Origin of the sequence: Collinsella sp. TF12-2AT, from assembly GCF_003436735.1 — a bacterium.
Classification (GTDB): Bacteria; Actinomycetota; Coriobacteriia; order Coriobacteriales; family Coriobacteriaceae; genus Collinsella.
The window spans coordinates 131,696-151,128 of record NZ_QSQK01000004.1 but is presented as its reverse complement, the minus strand read 5'-3'; the positions used below and the strand labels follow the sequence as shown (position 1 = coordinate 151,128).

Annotated in this window: 14 protein-coding genes; 5 read left to right on the top strand and 9 right to left on the bottom strand. The window is 59.0% G+C overall.

The features are described from left to right. Position 1 precedes the first annotated feature (1 nt). From DXD24_RS04475 to DXD24_RS04450, 6 genes are all read right to left on the bottom strand, one after another. Positions 2-1,384 carry a family 43 glycosylhydrolase gene (locus DXD24_RS04475; protein ID WP_117564723.1) on the bottom strand — a complete coding sequence of 461 codons (1,383 nt, stop codon included), beginning with the start codon at positions 1,382-1,384 and terminating at the stop codon, positions 2-4. A 184-nt stretch (positions 1,385-1,568) separates the two neighbouring features. After that, positions 1,569-2,579 carry a LacI family DNA-binding transcriptional regulator gene (locus DXD24_RS04470; protein ID WP_117564721.1) on the bottom strand — a complete coding sequence of 337 codons (1,011 nt, stop codon included), beginning with the start codon at positions 2,577-2,579 and terminating at the stop codon, positions 1,569-1,571. A 302-nt stretch (positions 2,580-2,881) separates the two neighbouring features. After that, a complete protein-coding gene (gene grcA3, locus DXD24_RS04465) occupies positions 2,882-3,133 on the bottom strand; it encodes an autonomous glycyl radical cofactor GrcA3 (protein WP_055252439.1) in 252 nt (83 codons plus the stop codon). 85 nt (positions 3,134-3,218) lie between these two features. After that, positions 3,219-5,270 (bottom strand): formate C-acetyltransferase, encoded by a 2,052-nt coding sequence (gene pflB / locus DXD24_RS04460; protein WP_089572355.1) that lies wholly within the window; start codon positions 5,268-5,270, stop codon positions 3,219-3,221. A 470-nt stretch (positions 5,271-5,740) separates the two neighbouring features. Then, positions 5,741-6,754, bottom strand: a complete 1,014-nt coding sequence (locus DXD24_RS04455) for a 2-keto-3-deoxygluconate permease (protein WP_117564719.1) — start codon at positions 6,752-6,754, stop codon at positions 5,741-5,743. Positions 6,755-6,862: 108 nt separating this feature from the next. Beyond that, positions 6,863-7,612, bottom strand: coding sequence for an SDR family NAD(P)-dependent oxidoreductase (locus DXD24_RS04450; RefSeq protein WP_089572357.1), 750 nt, complete (start codon positions 7,610-7,612; stop codon positions 6,863-6,865). Between the two features lie 249 nt (positions 7,613-7,861). Here DXD24_RS04450 and DXD24_RS04445 point away from each other — a divergent pair, with 249 nt between their 5' ends. Genes DXD24_RS04445 through DXD24_RS04435 form a run of 3 tightly spaced genes read left to right on the top strand, consistent with a single transcriptional unit; the run spans position 7,862 to position 12,530 of the window. After that, positions 7,862-8,311, top strand: a complete 450-nt coding sequence (locus DXD24_RS04445) for a MarR family winged helix-turn-helix transcriptional regulator (RefSeq protein ID WP_117646257.1) — start codon at positions 7,862-7,864, stop codon at positions 8,309-8,311. Then, the gene (locus DXD24_RS04440) at positions 8,308-10,674 is read left to right on the top strand and encodes an ABC transporter ATP-binding protein (protein ID WP_117646256.1); all 2,367 of its coding nucleotides are present in this window, start codon (positions 8,308-8,310) and stop codon (positions 10,672-10,674) included. The genes DXD24_RS04445 and DXD24_RS04440 overlap by 4 nt, the downstream gene beginning before the upstream one ends. Then, complete coding sequence (locus DXD24_RS04435) at positions 10,674-12,530, top strand: ABC transporter ATP-binding protein (RefSeq protein ID WP_117564714.1); 1,857 nt, start codon at positions 10,674-10,676, stop codon at positions 12,528-12,530. The genes DXD24_RS04440 and DXD24_RS04435 overlap by 1 nt, the downstream gene beginning before the upstream one ends. Before the next feature lie 555 nt (positions 12,531-13,085). Here the strand turns inward: DXD24_RS04435 and DXD24_RS04425 are convergent. Next, positions 13,086-14,117 (bottom strand): 3-deoxy-7-phosphoheptulonate synthase, encoded by a 1,032-nt coding sequence (locus DXD24_RS04425; RefSeq protein ID WP_117564710.1) that lies wholly within the window; start codon positions 14,115-14,117, stop codon positions 13,086-13,088. A 344-nt stretch (positions 14,118-14,461) separates the two neighbouring features. On the opposite strand from DXD24_RS04425, the gene DXD24_RS04420 reads away from it, so the two are divergent. Both DXD24_RS04420 and DXD24_RS04415 read left to right on the top strand, forming a co-directional pair. Beyond that, entirely contained in the window at positions 14,462-15,112 is a 651-nt protein-coding gene (locus DXD24_RS04420; RefSeq protein WP_117564708.1) for a GNAT family N-acetyltransferase, read from the top strand. A gap of 735 nt (positions 15,113-15,847) precedes the next feature. Further along, positions 15,848-16,039: a hypothetical protein gene (locus DXD24_RS04415; protein ID WP_117564706.1), complete on the top strand. Its 192-nt coding sequence runs from the start codon at positions 15,848-15,850 to the stop codon at positions 16,037-16,039. A 65-nt stretch (positions 16,040-16,104) separates the two neighbouring features. Here the strand turns inward: DXD24_RS04415 and DXD24_RS04410 are convergent, their stop codons facing one another. Further along, positions 16,105-17,484, bottom strand: a complete 1,380-nt coding sequence (locus DXD24_RS04410) for an APC family permease (protein ID WP_117564704.1) — start codon at positions 17,482-17,484, stop codon at positions 16,105-16,107. 539 nt (positions 17,485-18,023) lie between these two features. After that, positions 18,024-19,229 carry an agmatine deiminase family protein gene (locus DXD24_RS04400; RefSeq protein ID WP_117646255.1) on the bottom strand — a complete coding sequence of 402 codons (1,206 nt, stop codon included), beginning with the start codon at positions 19,227-19,229 and terminating at the stop codon, positions 18,024-18,026. Between the last annotated feature and the right edge of the window lie 204 nt (positions 19,230-19,433).

The following is a 19,433-nucleotide window of genomic DNA, read 5'->3' as shown; positions in this document are numbered from 1 at the left end:
ATTACAGAGATGCGATCGTTGCATTTGCGCACTTGAGCGTACCGTCGGTGACCGTCAGCGCCACACCCTGGCCCTGCTTATTGCAAAAGCGAGCGTTAAGCGCAACATCATCGACAAAGATGGTCGCGATATCGTCGTCAACGACCAGGCGCACATGATGAGTGCCCTCGCCCTTGAAGAACAACGGACGCTCGAGGCCCATGTTGTTGACCTGGAACCACGGATACTGGGGGGCCGCCGTAAACTCGAGCTTGCCCTCACGCAGGTTGGCGCGGAACTCATAGGCTAGACCGGACTCGGCGTTCTCGGCGAGCTTTACCGAGAAGCCGGCAGCGTCACCGGCGAGCTCGATGTCGGCGTCGAGCATATAGGTGGAACCGGCATCCGCAGCGAGCACCTGCTCGACCTTGCCCGACTCGCAGGAAAGCTTAAAGGCCTCGACTGCCTTAGCCTCGCCAAAGGCGCCAAGCATGCTGTCGGGGAGTTTGGTGCCAAGCGTTCCGTCGGCACGCTGAACGATCTCGAGGGGCATAAAGGTGCCACCCCACAGGTAAGAGCTGGGGTCGCCGCCCTCGTCACGCGTAGGAACCCAACCAAAGAGAACGCGGCGCTCGCCATCAAATGCGGTACGTGCGGCATAGTACGCGCGGCCATCGAAGGAATCGTCCGCAGGAGTGATCCAGGGACCGTTGATAGAGCGAGACATGCGGTAACGGGTCTTGTTGCCATCACTGTACTCAGAGAACACCAGATACCACCAGTCGCCCATCTTAAAGAGATCGGGCATCTCGAACATGGTGTACAGGCCCGGATTCCACCAGTCGCCTTGGAACTCCCAGGTATCCAGGTCCTTGGAGGTGAACTTGACCAGACGACCGGTCATCAGACGCTTGTCCTCGCCCACACGCGTGCCGAGGATGAGCATGTACTCTTCGTTCTCCTCATCCCAAAGCACAAAGGGATCGCGCCAGTTGCGGTCATCGTAACCCTCCTGGGGCGGAAGCAGCGTCTCGGCGATGTTCTTCTCCCACTTGACGGCGTCGTCACTCGTTGCGTGAAGAAGAACCTGCTTCATCAAACGTGCGCGGACCTTATCGCGATTGCAACCAGTGTAGAGCGCATGGTACTTGTCGCCCACCTTAAACACCGTGCCGGCATAAACGTACTGGTCGACCTCCTCGTCGCCGCCACGCTCAAGGCTCTCGCCAAAGTCCTTGTAGTTGACGAAATCCTTGGTCGTCGCGAGTGCCCAGCCAAACGGCTCTCCGAAAGGTTCGGGGTTACGCGTGTCACGCTGATGATAGAGATAGAACGTGCCATCCTCGCCGTACGGCATGATGTCGCCTACCCAAATTCCCTCAGGCTGGTAATACACCTTATGCATCCGAGACTTCCTTTCCGTCGAGATACTAACTCGGTACATCTGCAAGATATGTCAATCGTTTTCATATGTCAAACGTTTTCATATCCATACGTCTTTTCGCAGTTCCAGTCGTCGGCAAACGGTTGACATATGCCGGCGAACGGTTATCGGTGGCGTTTGAGGGATTCTTTTAGCACGGGATGAACTACGCGGTTTTGCCCTCAATAAGTTCAACGGGGAGTTTTATATTCGATTCGGGCTTATCGCCGTTAATCAGAGCGATGATGGATTGCGCCGCGAGCTCTCCGATGCGATCGATATCTTGGCGTACGGTTGTTAGGTCAGGCATAAACGTCATGGTGCGGCGGGCACCATCCGCGCCCACGACCTTAATATCGTCCGGAGCACTCAAGCCGCGCTGCTTCATCATGTTGAGGCAGATGGCCGCCATCGTGTCGTCTCCCGCAAAGATGCCGTCAATATCGGGGTTCTCATCGAGGATCTTCGCGACGACCGCGCCCTTTTCGTCGTCGGGCTTAACGAACTCGACCTCACGAACAAGCGCGGACAAACCGGCCTGCTCAACAACATCGAGGTAGGCATCGGTACGCTTATTGGCAGGCATGCGCATGCGGCTATTGCTGCGCAGGCACAGGATACGCCTGCAGCCGTCATCAATCAGACGGCGCGTGGCGAGCTCGCCGATGCCATAGCTGTCACTTGCAATCTGGACAGAGCCCTCGCCAAGATCGCAGTCGATGCCAACCAGGCTCAAGCCCATCTCGGCATATGCTTCGGCACCGATATTGAGGGAGTTGACGATTACGCCGTCGACCATATTGCGGCGGAGCATGTCAATATAGGAACGCTCAAGATCGGGTCGATTGGCGCTGTTGCACAGCAACATCTTAAAGCCGTTTCCCGCCAACGTGCGCTCGACCGCCTGCACAACCTGAGCATGGAACGGGCTGCTCACAAAGGGAACGATCATGCCGATAAGGTTCAGGCGACCGTTGAGCATGGCACGGGCGATATCGTTGGGCGTGTAATTGATGCGCTCCATCGCCGCATGGACTTTATCGCGGGTTTCCTGACTAATGTAGCCGCGATTATTAAGCACGCGAGATACCGTAGTAGGCGAAACCCCCGCCACCGCTGCAACTTCCTTGATGCCAGGCTTAGCAGAATCCTTAGAACGAGCGCCCTCGCGAGCCATAGCACCCTCCCCTCATCAACATGTCATACGTTTACATACGAACAAAGCATACCCCAACAACAGTGGGAAGACGGTAACAGTACAAGTAAGTAAACGACTCATCCAAATAATTAGGAGAGTTCCGCCTAAAGGGTGACTACACAGGACCCCGCCGGGGCTGTTTGGGCTACCTCCCAAAATATTCCGCAGGACGCAAGAAGCCCTCGCCGCACGAAGTGCGCAGCGAGGGCTTCTTGCATGTCCGAGGACGTTTTGGGAGGTAGCCCAAACAGCCCCGGCGATCCTGCGGGAGTTAAACCCCTTTAGAACTTGTTGTGGAAGGTACGCGAAATGACCTCGTCCTGCTGCTCCTTGGTGAGCGTGTGGAAGTTCACGGCGTAGCCGGAAACGCGAATGGTCAGCTGCGGGTACTTCTCGGGGTGAGCCTGAGCGTCGAGCAGCGTCTCACGGTTGAAGACGTTGATGTTCAGGTGGTGGCCACCCTTCTCGGCGTAAGCGTCGAGCATGTGGACCAGGTTATCGGCCTGAGTCTCGGAAACTTCAGAAACCTTCATAATGTGTCTCCTTCGATCGATAGGCGCCGGCCGAAACCGGCGCACTAATCAGTAATCGTTATTGTTAGTATAGCACTAACAATAGTTACTCGCCCAGCTGATCAAGGTCGATATCGCCAAAGAACACCTGGTCCTCCTTGCCGAGCGCACCCGGGATGATGGAGAAGGTGTTGGAGATGCCGTCCTGAGCATCGCGGAACGGGAGCTTGGAAACCGAAGACAGCGAAGCGATGGCGCCGTGGCTATCGCGCTTGTGCATGGGGTTAGCACCCGGGGCGAAGGGCTGGCCAGCCTTGCGGCCATCAGGCGTAGAACCGGTCTTCTTGCCGTACACGACGTTGGAGGTGATGGTCAGAACCGAGGTCGTGGGCACGGAGTTGCGGTAGGTGTCGTTCATGCGGATGTACTCCATGAACTGGTGCACAACGTCGTGAGCGATCTGGTCGACGCGGTCGTCGTCGTTACCGTACTTGGGGAACTCGCCCTCGGTCTCGAAGTCGACGATGATGCCGTTCTCGTCACGGACGGGGTGGACCTTGGCGTATTTGATGGCGGACAGGGAGTCGGCCACGACGGAAAGGCCAGCGATGCCCGTAGCGAACCAACGGTGCACGTGCTTGTCGTGCAGAGCCATCTGGATACGCTCGTAGCAATACTTGTCGTGCATGTAGTGAATGATGTTCAGCGAGTTGACGTACACGCCAGCGAGCCACTTCATCATGTCGTTGTACTTGGCCACAACGTCGTCGTAATCGAGCGTGTCGCCCTCGACGGCGCGATACTTGGGGCCGACCTGCTTCTTGGAGACCTCGTCAACACCGCCGTTGAGTGCGTACAGCAGGCACTTGGCCAGGTTGGCGCGGGCGCCGAAGAACTGCATCTCCTTGCCAATGCGCATGGAGGACACGCAGCAGGCAATGCCGTAGTCGTCGCCGTGATAGACGCGCATGAGGTCATCGTTCTCGTACTGGATCGAGGAGCTGGCGACAGAAGTCTTGGCGCAGAACTTCTTGAAGTTCTCGGGCAGACGGGTCGACCACAGAACGGTCATGTTGGGCTCGGGGCTGGTGCCCATGTTCTCGAGCGTGTGCAGGTAGCGGTAGCTCATCTTGGTAACGAGCGTACGGCCGTCAACACCCATACCGCCGATGGACTCGGTGACCCACTGCGGATCGCCGGTAAACAGGGCCTGGTACTCGGGGGTACGGGCAAACTTGACCATGCGGAGCTTCATGATGAAGTGATCCACGAACTCCTGGATCTGCTCCTCGGTGAAGGTACCGTTGGCAAGGTCGCGCTCAGCGTAGATGTCGATGAACGTAGAGGTGCGGCCGATGGACATAGCGGCGCCGTTCTGCTCCTTAACGGAAGCGAGGTAGGCGAAGTACATCCACTGGATGGCCTCCTGCGTGTTGGTAGCAGGGTTGGAAATGTCGAAACCATAGGTCTCGGCCATCATCTTGAGCTCGCCGAGGGCGCGGATCTGCTCCTGCAGCTCCTCACGATCGCGGATGTTGTCGGCGGTCATGACCGTCGGGGTGGAAGCCTTCTGGGCCTCCTTGTCCTTGATCAGGTAGTCGACGCCGTACAGGGCGACACGACGGTAGTCGCCGATGATGCGGCCGCGGCCATAGCCATCGGGCAGACCGGTGATGATGTGGGCCGAACGGCAGGCACGCATCTCGGGGGTGTAGACATCGAAGACGCCGGCGTTGTGAGTCTTGCGCTCGAAGGTGTAGCGCTCGACAACGTTCTCGTCGATCTTGTAGCCGTGCTGGCTGGCAGCCTGGCAAGCGATGCGGATACCGCCGTTGACGTGCAGCGCGCGCTTGAGCGGCTTGTCGGTCTGGAGGCCGACGATGGTCTCCATCTCGCGGTGGGCGTTATCGATGTAGCCAGCGGGGTGGCTCACGATACCTGTGACGGTCTTGGTGTCCATATCGAGGACGCCGCCCTGCTCGCGCTCCTTGAGCAGCAGGTCGAGAACCTCGCCCCACAGCTCCTTGGTACGCTCGGTCGGGCCGGCGAGGAACGACTCGTCGCCCTCGTAGGGGGTGTAGTTCTTCTGGATGAAGTCTCGGACGTCAACCTCTCCCGTCCAGATGCCTTCCTTGAAGCCTTCCCATGCCTCCTGCATTGTGTAACCACGCTCCTAGTTACGTGTAATGCGGCGCTCTCTCACACCGCTGCTTATTGAATTCTTGAATTATCGGCTTGCACTACCGGCTTCTTCCGTTCTTCACCACACGTTGGTACAGGGAAAAACGTTTGTCCACCTTGGAACTGCAACCCAAAACCCAAGATTTCACCCGTTTGAGAAGGATAACATAGCCACCCCCTTCATCAGGGCTGTTATATGTTTCTTTTTTTATACCATAAGGTTGTTTTTAACAAATCCGCAGGAAACGCTCCCACCATCAGCTACCGTTCACCGATTCGCTTGATATTTCCCCTTGCCTTTATACGTCCTTCACTCTAGCTGTTATGCCAGCTTTAGCAGAGTAAAGTGCCCCAGAGACCCCACAGAAACTACAGGGCGGCCACGGGATTTCCCCCGGGGCCGCCCTGTGGCATGGCTAGTTATTTAGCTTTGATTGCCGCTTGGCATTAGGCGGCTGCGGCGGCCTTGTCGGTCGTTGCCTTGCTGTGGCCCTGGCCCTCAAAATGCTTGTAGCACCAGCTGGTGACCAGCGGGGTCAAAATGGCCGTCACGATAGCACATGCTGCGACCTGCGCCGTAGCCGTCGCGAGCACCGCGCCGCCGTACATGGCCTCGTTGACGCTTGCCATGGCAGCAGGCGTGGCCACATTGGCTCCGGCGCAGCTCGAAATGGCCGCACCTGCGACACCCGTACCGCCCGTGAGCTTATCGACCGCGATGACGGGAATTGCAAAGACCACCGAGCAGATCACGCCGAGCAGGATGCCGGGAAGACCACCGTTGATAAGCTGGCCAAAGGTCATGGTCGATCCCATGGCAAAGAAGACGAGCACGATGATGGCGGAAAGTGCCGGTGCCATCATCTTCTTAAAGCTGGGGAAGAGGTTACCCAGGATAATGCCGACGACGATCGGCAGGATGGCGCCCACGAGCGACCAGCCGATCGGAGCCTGACCGGCAGCGCCGAGCACGATCATCGTGACCGGAGGGCCGACAACCAGCGTGGTGATTGCGACGGCACCACGTTCGGCCTCATTGCCCATGGTGCCCATCAGTCCAGCGTACATAGCGTTGTTCGCACCCGTGCAAGCGGCCAGCATCACCATGGCCGAGATACCAAACAGGTTGTCGTTGAACACATAAAGGATGAGCAGCGACACGGCAACGACCACGATCTGCTTGACGGCGATGATGATGGCGCCGCGGGCAGCGGCGGCAGGAGCGCTCTTAAACGAAATCGTCGTACCGACGATGAGCAAAAAAGCGCCAACAAGCGGGCCTGCGCCCTGCTGAGTCATGCCAAGCGTAAAACTGCCGAGCGTTTTGAATAGGTCGGGGAACAGCGTGTTGAGCAGGCAGCCCAACAAAAGCGGCACCAAAATATTGGCACCCGGGATGGAGGACATCTTAAAGAACGGCTCCTTTGCCGCCGGCGCCTCCACCGCAGTCGATTCACTCATTTATATCTCCTTTTGATGCGTGCGACACGCGGTCACACGCTCCTGTGCCAGAAAGAAGGCGACGGTCCCGAGTCGCAGGAGCCGTCGCCGAATTAACGTCGCGGGGTATTACCCGTCCAGAACGATGCCACCGTCGCAGTCACCGATCTCGCCGTTCACGAAGCTGGCAAGGTCGGAGGCAAAGAAGAGCACCATCTGCGCGGGCTCGCTTGCCTGGGCGGCACGGCCCAGAGGAATACCGTTGATGATGCGCTGAGAGTTCTCGTCAGAGAGAATCGAGGTCATATCGGTAAGGGTGAGCGACGGGCACACGGCGTTGCAGCGGACGCCAAACTTGCCGCCTTCCTTGGCGACTGCCTTGGTTAGACCGTTAACACCGGCCTTGGAGCTCGCGTAAGCCGCGGTGCCGAGCAGGCCGCCACCGATCTTGCCCGCAACGGAACTCACGTTGACGATAGTGCCGGCATGGGCCGCCTTAAAGTGCGGGTACACAGCATTCATCATAGTGAAGGTACCGTTGAGGTTGATGTCGATGGTACGACGCCACTCGGTGTCATCGATCTCGTCGAACTTCTTGGTGCTGATGACGCCAGCACAGTTGATCAGGATGTTGGTTTGCGGCAGGTCCGTAAAAATCTGCTCGACGGTCTCACGCGCCTTGGGCGCATCGGCAACATCGAGCTGATAGAACTTGTTGCCCTCGCCAAGCTCGACCACAGCGGCCTCGCCCTTGGCAGCGTTCCTTGCGATGAGCGCGACGTGTCCGCCGCCCGCGACGATGCCCTTGGCGATCTCGAGGCCAATGCCCTGAGTGCCGCCGGTAACGATCGCGGTTTTGCCCGTGAAGTCAAATGCCATGACTCCAACCCCCTTGATTCAGGTGTCTCCTTGCGGGAAGTTGGAGCATCGCACGTGGCGATAAATGAGTCCCAGTCGTCATGGTGGTGACAACCCCTCGCCTAACCGCGGGCATAGTAGTTCTTTGAAACGCTTCAGCAATTGAATTTTTTAACTCTTTATGCGCTCTTTATATTGCCCACTGCATGAGGCCCGAATATGCGGGTATCATCTTTCACCGAAAATAGTTTCTAGTGTTAGGGGTTTTCGGTGGAAGATACCGATTTCCATGAGCTTGGGCGTCAACTCTTAACTGAGTTTGGCAGCATGCATCAGCGCATTTCGCGCTTTGCGGACAAAGCTCTCGGCGGCGAGATGGCCGTCATGCGCGCTCTCATGCTCGCTGGCGGCTCGCTCACGCCGAGCGAACTCGCCAATCGTGCCTGGGTCTCGAGCGCCCGCATCGCCAATATCCTACGCGCTCTCGAAGCCAAGGGCTGGGTTGAGCGTGAGCACTCAAAGACCGACCGTCGTCGCGTACACGTCACGGTGACCGACAAGGGATTCCATGATCTCGAGATCAAGCGTCGGGAATTCGAGGACCGCACCGCGGCCTTCCTTGAGCAGTTCGGCGAAACAGATACCCAAGAGATGGTGCGCCTTCTAAGACGTGCCAACGAAATTATCGACCGCAACCAAGAAAGGAGAGATGCCGAGTGAGGATTCTCAAGCTCTTTAAAAAGCATGTCCTGGCACTGTTCGCAGCTATCGTACTTATCGTAATCAGCTGCAACGCCGATCTGGCGCTGCCTACCTATATGAGCGACATCGTCGACGTGGGCGTGCAGCAAGGCGGCATCGCCTCGCCCGTGCCCGACACCATCCGCTCCGAATCGCTCGACGACCTCGAACTCTTTATGAGCGCCAAAGACGCCAAGACGGTAGAGGCTGCGTTTGGCAAGGCAGACAAAAACGGGATTCGCACGTACAATGGCACCGAGGACGAGCGCGCCGACGGCAGCAAGCTCGCCGACATTATGAGCCTGCCCGAGACCGTCGTCCTTTCGCTCAACCAAGGCATCGACGCCGACTCCATGGGCGACATGACCGGCACGTCCAGCGAGAAAGACAGCGACGCCGCTCAGGCCATGCCCACGCCCGAGCAAATGGCGGCGATGACGCCCGAGCAGCTCGCCGAGATGCAGCAGAAGGCCACGGCGGCCCAGAACATGCAAAAGCAGATTGATGCAGACGGCGGTAAGATCACCATGAAGAGCCTGCGTCTGGGCATCGAAGGCGGTCTGGTAGACCAAAGCAAGCTCGTCGAAAGCGCCAACGAAATGGCAGATAAAATGGGCTCCATGTCGGGGTCCATCGTCACCCAGCGCGCCGTGACCTACGTACAAGAAGAGTACAAAGCGCAAGGCATCGACCCCGCCGACGTGCAGAACGCCTACCTGGGCCGCATGGCGACCACGATGTTTGGGCTGTGCCTCGTGTCGCTCGTCGCCACCATCCTGACCGGCGCCGTGGCTTCGCGCACCGCCTGCTCCATCGCCCGCGACCTGCGCCGCGAGACCTTCAACAAGGTTATGCACTTCTCGCCGGCCGAGGTGGGCAAGTTTAGCCAGGCCTCGCTCATCACCCGCTGCACCAACGACATTCAGCAGATCCAGATGGCCGCAACCCTGTTTATCCGCATGTGTCTGATGGCCCCCGTCATGGGCATCGTCGCCGTCACGCGCGTCCTGGCCAACCATACCGGCCTGGAGTGGACCATCGCCGTGGCCATCATCGCGGTCTCGGCCGTCGTCGGCGTGCTTATGGGTCTCACCATGCCCAAGTTCAAAAAGATGCAGAGCTTTGTGGACCGGGTGAACCTTACCGCCCGCGAGCTGCTCGACGGTCTTATGCCCATCCGCTCGTTCAACCGCGAGGAACATGAGCTCGAGCGCTTTGACCAGGCGTCCCTCGACCTGATGACCACGCAGCTCTACACCAACCGCGCCATGAGCTTTATGATGCCGCTCATGATGCTCGTCATGAACTGCATCACCGTGCTTATCGTCTGGTTTGGCGCGCAGGGCGTGTCCGACGGCGTGATGCAGGTCGGCAACATGATGGCGTTTATCTCCTACACCATGCAAATCGTCATGGCGTTTATGATCCTCACCATGGTTTCGGTCATCCTGCCCCGCGCCGAGGTCGCGGTCGAGCGCGTGGAAGAGGTCATCACTTGCCCCACGAGCATCAACGACCCTGCCTCGCCCAAACTGCCTGCTGCCAGCGCGCCGCGCGGTGAGCTCACCTTCCGTGACGTGAGCTTCCAGTATCCCGCTGCCCGCGCCGACGTCATCAGCGGCGTGAACTTCACCACGCACGCCGGTCAGATGCTCGGCATCATTGGCTCCACGGGCTCGGGCAAGTCCACGCTCGTGCAGCTGATTCCGCGCCTGTACGACGTCACGGGTGGCAGCATTTCGCTCGATGGTATCGACGTGCGTGACATGACCCTTTCCGAGCTGCGCCGCCGCATTGGTTACATCCCGCAGCAGGGTCGCCTGTTCTCGGGCACCGTCGAGAGCAACCTTAAATTTGCCGGCGACATGGTGAGCGATGATGACATGCACCGGGCGGCACGCATCGCCCAAGCCGAGGACTTTATCGCCGAGCGCGAGGGCGGCTACGACTCCCCCATCAGTCAGGGCGGCTCCAATGTCTCGGGCGGTCAGCGCCAGCGTCTGGCCATCGCCCGCGCGTTGGCCAAAAAGCCCGAGGTCGTGGTGTTCGATGACTCGTTTAGCGCACTCGACTACAAGACCGACGCTCGCCTGCGCGAGGAGCTGGCCAAAAACGTTACCGACGCCGCACTCGTGGTCGTGGCCCAGCGCATCGCGACCATCATGCACGCCGACCAGATCATCGTGCTCGACGACGGCCACGTGGTGGGCACCGGTACGCACGAGGAGCTGCTGCACAGCTGCCCGGCGTACCTGGAGATCGCACAGTCACAGCTTTCCGCCGAGGAGCTGGGGCTTACCCAAGAAGAGATTGAAGCCGTTATGGAAGGAGGCGAGCGCTAATGGCAGACGAAACCAAGACTCAGATTCCCAAGCCCACCCGCCAGCGTGGACCCATGGGCCGCATGGGCGGCATGCGTCGCGGCGAAAAGGCCAAGGACTTTAAGGGCACCATGAGGCAGCTGCTCGGCTATATCGGCCAGCACAAGATTGCCGTGTTTGCCGCCGTCGCCTTTGCCGTGTGCTCGGTCGTCTTTAATATCGTGGGACCCAAGGTACTCGGCCAGGTCACCACCAAGCTATTCGAGGGTCTGGTTGCCAAGGTCAACGGCACCGGCGACGTTGACTTTGACTGGATCGCCAAGACGCTCGGCTTTTTGCTCTGCCTGTATCTGGCGAGCTCTGTTTGCAGCCTGATCCAAGGCTGGCTCATGACCGGCGTCACGCAAAAGATCTGCTATCGCATGCGCAAGGAGATCGCCGCCAAGATCGCCGTCGTTCCGATGAGCTACTTTAACGGACACAGCAAGGGCGACGTGCTCAGCCGCATCACTAACGACGTCGATACGCTGGGCCAGTCGCTCAACCAGAGCGTGACGCAGCTCATCACGTCGGTGACGCAGATTATCGGCGTCCTCGTCATGATGCTGTCGATCAGCCTGCCGCTCACCGGCGTCACCGTGCTCACGCTGCCGGCCGCCGCGATAATCCTGGTCGTGATGATTCACTTCTCGCAGCCGTACTTCCGCGAGCAACAGCAGGTTCTGGGCGCCGTCAACGGCATTATCGAGGAGGACTTTGCCGGCCAGAACGTCATTCAGGTGTTCGACCGCGCCGAGGCCTCGATCGAGGAGTTCGACCGTCAAAACGACCGACTCTTTATTAGCGGCTGGCGTTCGCAGTTCCTGTCGGGCCTGATGATGCCGCTTATGAGCCTGGTGGGCAACATGGGCTATGTGGGCGTCGTCGTGGTGGGCGCACAGCTCGCGTTGACCGGCAATGCCACGCCCGGCGACATCCAGAGCTTTATCCAGTACGTTCGCAACTTTACGCAACCCGTACAGCAACTGGGCAACGTGAGCAATACGATGCAGTCGATGGCCGCTGCCACCGAGCGCGTCTTTGAGTTCCTGGCCGCGCCCGAGGAGGAGCAAAAGGCCGACGCGCAGATTCCCGAAAAGCGCCCCGGCCACGTGGAGTTCGACCATGTCAAGTTTGGCTACACGCCCGACAAGACCATCATCCACGACTTTAGCTGCGAGGCGCAGCCCGGCCAAACCATTGCCATCGTCGGCCCCACCGGCGCCGGCAAGACCACGCTCATTAAGCTGCTGCAGCGCTTTTACGACGTGGACGGCGGTTCGCTGCGCGTCGAAGGCGTCGACGTGCGCGACTGGGACCGCGCGGCGCTGCGCGGCGAGTTTGCCATGGTGCTGCAGGACACCTGGCTGTTTAACGGCACCATCCGCGAGAACATCCGCTACGGACGCCCCGATGCGACCGACGCCGAGGTCGAGGCCGCCGCACGCGCCGCACGCTGCGACCACTTTATCCATACGCTCGCCGGTGGCTACGACTTTATGATCAACGAGGAGGGCACTAACCTGTCGCAGGGTCAGCGCCAGCTCGTGACCATCGCCCGTGCCATTTTGGCCGACCGCCCGGCGCTGATTCTAGACGAGGCGACTTCCAACGTGGACACCCGCACCGAGGAGCTTATTCAGCGCGCCATGGATGCGCTGATGCAGGGCCGCACGAGCTTTGTCATCGCGCACCGCCTGTCCACAATCCGCAACGCCGACGTAATCTTGGTGATTCGCGACGGCGACATCGTCGAGAAGGGCACACACGACGAACTGCTCGCCCAGGGCGGCTTCTACGCCGACCTGTACAACTCGCAGTTCGACGAGGCGGCGTAAAACCGGCGGCAAACAACCGCAATACCCAAAGAATGGGGGCGCAGGACAACCAGCGCCCCCATTTTTCGTTCTGCGGCCCTTGGGCCGCATCCCCTGGAGCCGAATTGACGGTCCTTTCCAGCCCCTGTGGGCAAAAAATGGCAAATATGAGTACTGTTACCTTTTTAGTAACAGCCAAAACAGCCCCATATGCTGCCCGCACGGCTTGCAAGCGCCCCTAAATTACTCAAATAGTTCTATAGCGGGCTTATATGTGTTAAGGTTAATGAACATATTTTCTGTTATGTCTATTATCTTATGCCGGCAATATGACACTACGATAGCAACAGTACTCATATTTGCCATTTTTTGCCCACAGGGCCTGGAAAAGGCCAACAGGGTAGTCATTGGGGACGTTCTTAAACGACCAGTCAAACAAGAACGTCCAACGACTACTTAAAAACGGGAGATTATCCACTCTCATTCTGCGAGCACTCATTTAAGTCTGTCCCCAATGAGTGCCCGGCAGCAACGGGACCGCCGATGTCTTGGCAGAGTCAGCGAAAACCCGCGTAACTAAACCCGCTCCGCGATCTCGTGAATGAGGTAGTCGGTCTTTTCCCAGCCCAGGCACGGATCGGTGATCGACTTGCCAAAGACACCGCCGTCGACCGGCTGGTTGCCGTCCTCAAGGTAGGACTCGATCATAAAGCCCTTGACCAGCCTTGAAATGGCTTCGTTGCGGCGGCAGCTGTCGAGCACCTCCTTGCAAATGCGATACTGCTCCAGCGGACGCTTGCCCGAGTTGTCGTGGTTGCAGTCGATGACCGCTGCCGGATTGGCATAGCCGGCGTGCTCGGTATAGCGCTCGGCCAGGCGCTCGAGGTGCTCGTAGTGGTAGTTGGGGTAGGTGCGCCCATCGAGACCGATGTAGCCACGCATAACGGCGTGCGCGAGCGGATTGCCGTCGCACTCGACCTCCCAGTTGCGGAAGATAAAGCTCTGATGCGCCTGGGCGGCGTAGATGGAATTGAGCATGACGGTGGTGGAACCGGCAGTGGGGTTCTTCATACCCACCGGCACCGAAATGCCACTCGACACCAGGCGATGCTCCTGGTTCTCGACCGAGCGCGCGCCCACAGCGACGTAGCTCAGCAGATCGACAAGGTACTGATAGTTAGAGGGGTAGAGCATCTCGTCGGCGGTAAAGAAGCCGGTCTCCTCGATGACGCGCAGGTGCATGTGGCGAATGGCCTTGACGCCCTCGAGCAGGTCATCGGGCGCCTCGGGGTCGGGATTGTGCAGTAGACCCTTGTAGCCGGTACCCTTGGTGCGCGGCTTGTTGGTGTAGACACGCGGGATGATGATGAGCTTGTCCTTGACCTCCTCGGCGGTTTTGGCCAGGCGGTTCATGTACTCGAGGACCGAATCCTCCCGATCGGCAGAGCATGGGCCGATGATGAGCACCTTGCGCGCGTCCTCGCCGGTAAAGACCTTGGCGACCTCGGCGTCGAATGCCTGCTTCTTAGCGGTAAGCTCGGCGGAAAGCGGCATTTCCTCGCGGATCTCCATGGGGATCGGCAGCCTGCGTTTGAAATCCATGGCCATAGGGGCCTCCTCAATCTATAGAGAGAGCAAAAAGCGTATTGTCGAGTGCTCGGCATTATCCGCTGTCGCACGCTAAAGTGCAAGCACAGCCTACTAAAAAGGGAATGAATCGACACAAGGGCCCGCTCACCACGAGAGTGGATAATCTCCCGTTTTTGGCCCATGTTCGCGCTCAAAGTGGGAGATTATCCACTCTCGTCGGGCAAGCGTCCGAAAATCCTCACTCGTGACCCCTTTTCCTCCGTCCCCGAGGGATCGGGGCTCGCCTGCCGAATGATTGATGCGGCCGCCCTGCGTCCATGTCACACTCAGAGGTGGCCTGACCCAACTTGGAAGGAGCCTTCATGAGCCTTGACAACGTAACCCTGCGCGCCGCCACGCTCGACGACCTGACCGGCATCGCCGCCATCTACAACCAGCTGTGGTGCAACACGCTGCGCAACCGCGGCGACGTCGAAGCTGCCGATTTCTGCGCGCGCTTTAACATCGCTATGCAGCTGCAACGCTCACCTATCGCGCTTGTCGCCGAGGCCGAGGGCCGCATTATCGCCGCCTGCTGCATCGGCATCTTCGAGGACGGCAAGCCGCGCACCAACCCCACGTGGGAGTCCTGCTACAACGAGATGCTCGCCCAGGCAACCGAAATGGCAAAGGCTGCCGACGCCAAGCTCGAGGGCTCGCTCTTCGGCGACAGTCGCGAAAAGGCCACGGCGGATCGCTTTGCCGCCACAGGCAACGAGTATGCCCAGGGCCAGCTCAACCTGACCATCATCGTGCCCGAGTGGCAGGGCAAGGGGCTCGGCCGCGCGCTTATCGACCTTGCGCGCGCCGAGCTCGCCAAGGCAGGCTGCACCAAGTTCTTCCTGATGAGCGACTGCAACTCCGACTGGCAGTTCTACGAGCACCTCAACATGAAGCGCATCCTGGAGGATCACAGTCAAGACACCGGCGACGGTTTTATCGTCTACATGTACGGAGGCGACACGCAGGGCTAACCCGCTAAGCAAGTACCAAAACCACCACAAAAGGCGCCCATCCCCCTTGTGGTGACAGGTTTTATCTGGGCGAACGTTAAGACCGCCGCGGGGGAGCTGCTTTCCCTCGCGGCGGTTTACTAACCGTGAAAACCAAGTGAGTAGGCTTTTGGCGGGATCCCGAGCACACCCCAAAACGCCGCAGCTCTGGCCTGCGGTTTTATCGAGCGTTTGTCGCGATGTGCTCGGCAGATCCCAAAAAGTCTACTCACTTGCATCCGAGACGCACCAGGCAGGCAAAAAACCGCCGCGAAAGGGGCCCGTCCCCCTTCGCGGCGGTTGTTCATCGCGGTTTTGCGACGGCTTTGCGGTGGTTTTGCCCGCCTGCTACTCGCTGTAGCGAGTGGCGATGGCAACTCGCACCATGCCGGCGCTCATGAGGTACGTTGCCATAGGCTGTAGTAGCGCATGTCATAATCCTACAGCAGCATTCGCCATAATCTGACAATAGAGTTTTCCACAATCTATAAGTAGCCCAGGTCGGGACCCTATTTAACAAACCAAATTCTCGCCCAACGCCATTTCCTCTCCTGGTGACCGGTTCATTTTGGCGGGTTTCATCTGGGCAAACGCCAAAACCACCACAAAGGTGCCTGTCCCCTTTGTGGTGGTTTGAAGCTCTCCTGGGCGGGATGCTAGACTTGCGGCATATACATTCGCGCCAAAGCACGGGTCGCATACAGGAAAGGAGATGCCATGGCGCCTATCGCACCGCTCAAGATGCTCGTCGCTCCTGCCGCCAAGGCCATCGCCCACCTGAGCGACTCACTTACTTACGATGAGGTCCCCTGCATCGCCGAGGAGCGTTCGGACAGCCGCCCGTACCTGGGCCACGTCCCCTACTTTGCGCCTAAGCTCGTTTCCGATCCCGAGCACCGCGAACAGTAATCCAAGATGCACCAAGCGCTGCGTAACTCGCGGCGCTACTGTTTTGGTGCAAAATAACCTGACCCCTATGCGCCAACGCCGGGATTGTCGATGCTGCGGCCGCGGCGCGATATGAGGCGCGAAACCTCGCCCAGCAACACGCCGATCACCACACCCATGAGGATCGGCAACTTTGACATCTCGGCGGGCGAGCTGTTAAGCGGCACGATTGTCGCAACAATGGAAAGCACGAGCTCTACCACCGGCATCGCAAGCGCCACCGCGAGCACCTTGCCCTCGAAAGGCGCACGGAACACACGCGAACGATTATCGTGCTTGCGCAGACGCCAAAACGCTGGGAACATGGGGATATAGCTCATGAGCAGAAAGACGACGTTCATCGAGAAGAAAACCCAAAAGACGTCGGAACCCTCACCCAGCGGAATCTGGAGCAGCAGCATCAGACTGGCAAAACAGCCGTTAATGAGCGCCGAGCCGTTGGGCATGCCGGTCTTTTTGGACACCAACGCAAAGGGACGCGGCATGTTGCCATGGCGCGCGGCATAGCTCGCTACGTTGTTGACGCCAAAGCTCCAGCAGATCATATTGGCGAACAGCGTCACCAAAAAGGCCACGCCCACGACCATCGTCAGCGGGTGGGTGCGCCCCACCATAGCGGCGACTGCGTCCACAATGCCCGAATCGAGTGAAAGCTGCTCGGTGGGAACCGCGGCTCCAATGCCAATGCCACAGATGATGTAGATCGCCGCAATGGCCACGCCACCGGCAATAACCGCCTTGGGGATATCACGCGACGGGTTCTTCATCGTGCTGGCAAAGGTCGCGACCACTTCGAAGCCCATAAAGTTGAACAGGATAATCGATAGGTACGTCAACGAATTGGTGTCGCCCAGATCTGGAATGAAGGTCTTAAACGACATGTCGTTGGCAAAGCCGTTATTGCAGGCAAACCAAATGCCGACGATTCCCACCACAGCGGTAATGAGCACCTTGATGACGGCGCCGCCGTCCATGACCCAATCTGCCTCGGCCACCGGCTGCATTGCCATGACCGTGACGCCCCACACAAAGACAATCTCGATGGCGATTCGGATCCCGAGTGAAAACTCGATACCCCACACCGCATTAATGACACTGGGGAACATGCAGGCGATACTTGCCACCCACAGCGGAAAGTTAACCCAGTAGCACCAAGAGCAGCGGGCGCCCCAACGGTCGCCCAAGCCCAGGCGAACCCAATCGTACAGGCCGCCCTCGGAATCAAACGCCGTACCGAGCTCGGCCACCACCAGGCCATAGGGAAGCAAAAACGTAATGATGAGGAAGATCCACCAGAAGAACTGCACGTTACCCATGGCAGATGCCGGAGCGGCCGCCTCGATGGTAAAGACAACGCAGATAACCGAGAGGATGACCTCGAACAGGGAGAACTTTTTACCTGCCACGACACGCTCCCCCTACAGCAAAAAGGATGGCATCTGTACCGAAGGCGCAGCCCAAGGTAGGGTTGCAGGCCGCGTCACCGGTGCAGGTGCCATCCCAAAGAGAAGAGAGGATGCAATTGTTGGACCAACGCTCGCGGAACAGGCGCGTGTAGATAACGATACGCTGGTACATAGATACTCCGATCAAAACGGTCGCGTTCACGACCGATAACTTTCGGCAATTGAAGACGCGTCTGACCTGGGAAATTCAAGCGAACAATTGGCCTAACCCGCAAAAAATCCCAGGCCAGACGCGTACTCAATCAAAGAAAAGGGCACTCCGAAGTGGAGGCAACGGAGTGCCCAAAGAAAACCCAACCGACCAAGACATCGGGCAAGCCGACCATCAATGCCCCAAGATGGTTCGATTCGCCGATTGTCCGATTGATCGGCTGGGTTTTCGAGGTGCCCCAGGTCGCCGCGAAAGAGGAGCGAAGCGTACTTTGGTACGCGAGCGACGGTTTGAGCGGCGAGATGGGGTGCCTCGGAAAGTCAGACGATTAAGCGGACGGCTCCTGCTGAGTAATGCAGTGGATGTTGCCGCCACCGAAGACGACCTGCTCGGACTGAACGCCGACGCACTTGTAGACGCCCTCGCCCCAGACCTCGTCGTAGATCTTCTGGAGCGTGTCGACGGCCAGCTGGTCGTTCTCGTCGCCGTACTGCGGGACGATAACGCCGTGGTTGGTGACCAGGTAGTTCATGTAAGAGGCGATCAGCGGCTCGTCGGGGACGCGCGGCTCGGCGTTCTCGTCGGCGTCGATGGTGTCGCAGGAAGCCTGGTCCATGAACAGCGGGTTCACGGGCATGCAGAGCTTGTAGACCTTCATCTTGCGGCCCTTAGCGTCAACGGCGTTGGAGAGGGTCTCGTAGGCAGCGTGGCACTGCTCGTAGAACGGATACTCGGGATCGTCGGTCCAGATGCAGGCCATGACGCCCGGGGCGATGAACGTAGCGACGTCATCGATGTGGCCGTTGGTCTCCTCGGGGTCGATGCCCTCCTTGACCCAGATGACCTTCTCGACACCCAGGTAATCCTTGAGGTGCTCGTCCATGTAGGCACGAAGCTCCTCACTCCAGGGCTCAAACTTCTTGTGGTACTTGGGCCAGATGGACTCGGGATCCTCTTCCTCCTCCAGAACCGCAGAGCAGGTGCGGCCCGGGGAAAGCAGGCACTGGTCGGTCACGACAAGGGTGCCCTCGCCGTCGACGGTGATGGAGCCGCCCTCGAGAATCATGTCATCGGGACGATAGCGACGGCAGCCGGAGAGCTCAGCCATCTTAAGGGCGATCTGCTCGTCCTTGTCCCACGGGAAATAGAGGCCGTCGACGAGACCGCCGTAGGCGTTGAAGTGCCAGTGGTTGGCGCGCTTCTCACCCTTGCCGTTGATGACGTAGGTGGCGGCGGTGTCGCGGAACCAGGCGTCGTCGGTGGTCATCTCGATGACGGTGACGTTCTCGTCCTCCTCGAAGACGGCCTTGCAGTTGGCATAGTCGACCTGGTTGGCGCACATGGTAACCGGGGTGAACTCGGCGATGGCGCGGGCGATGGCGGCATACTGCTTCTGAGCCGGCTTGGCGCCGTGGGCCCAGGTGTCGGTGCGGTGGGGCCAGCCCATCCACACGCGATCCTGCGGGGCGAACTCAGCGGGCATAAAGAAGCCGTCGGCCTTGGGGGTGGACTCGGACTCGGTGATCGTACGCATAAGATTTCCTCCAAATCGAACGATCGCTTGCTGCGGGCGGGTTACCCGCAGCCTAAAACCAAGAGATGGTAGGCGCCCGTTCCCCGGCAAAGGTCGGGGCGCCCGGTACCGGTTTTCACGGAGTCGCACCGGCGAGCGACGACGTAGCCAAGTGCGCGGAGACATACGCACGAAGGATACGAAAGAGAAATTGGGGCGGGCGGT